This is a genomic window from Leifsonia sp. HAY1-4F (genome assembly GCF_056755275.1).
The window spans coordinates 1-241 of record NZ_JBNDHX010000553.1 but is presented as its reverse complement, the minus strand read 5'-3'; the positions used below and the strand labels follow the sequence as shown (position 1 = coordinate 241).

At 75.1% G+C, this 241-nt stretch carries 1 protein-coding gene; it reads right to left on the bottom strand.

The genetic code is table 11. From position 1 onward, the window contains the following. Positions 1 to 43 precede the first annotated feature (43 nt). Positions 44 to 241, bottom strand: a 198-nt coding sequence (locus ACPYOG_RS20465) for an enoyl-CoA hydratase-related protein (RefSeq protein ID WP_481295906.1), incomplete at its 5' end; no start/stop codon positions are given.

Sequence of the window (241 nt, the reverse complement as noted above, 5' to 3'; positions counted from 1 at the left end):
GGGCTCGGGTGATCCAGCCCCACCGCTCGGCGGTGGCGGCGTCCTAGTCGGCGCTGCCGAGAATGACCTCCAGGGCGCGGTCGCGGCCGATGGAGCGAGTGAGACGTTCGGAGCCGCCGCCGCCGGGGACGATGCCGATGCCGACCTCGGACTGGCCGAAGAATGCCTTCTCCCGGCTGGCGTAGCGCAGGTCGACCGCCAGGGCGAGCCCGCCACCTGCACCCCCCCCGCCCCCTCCCCC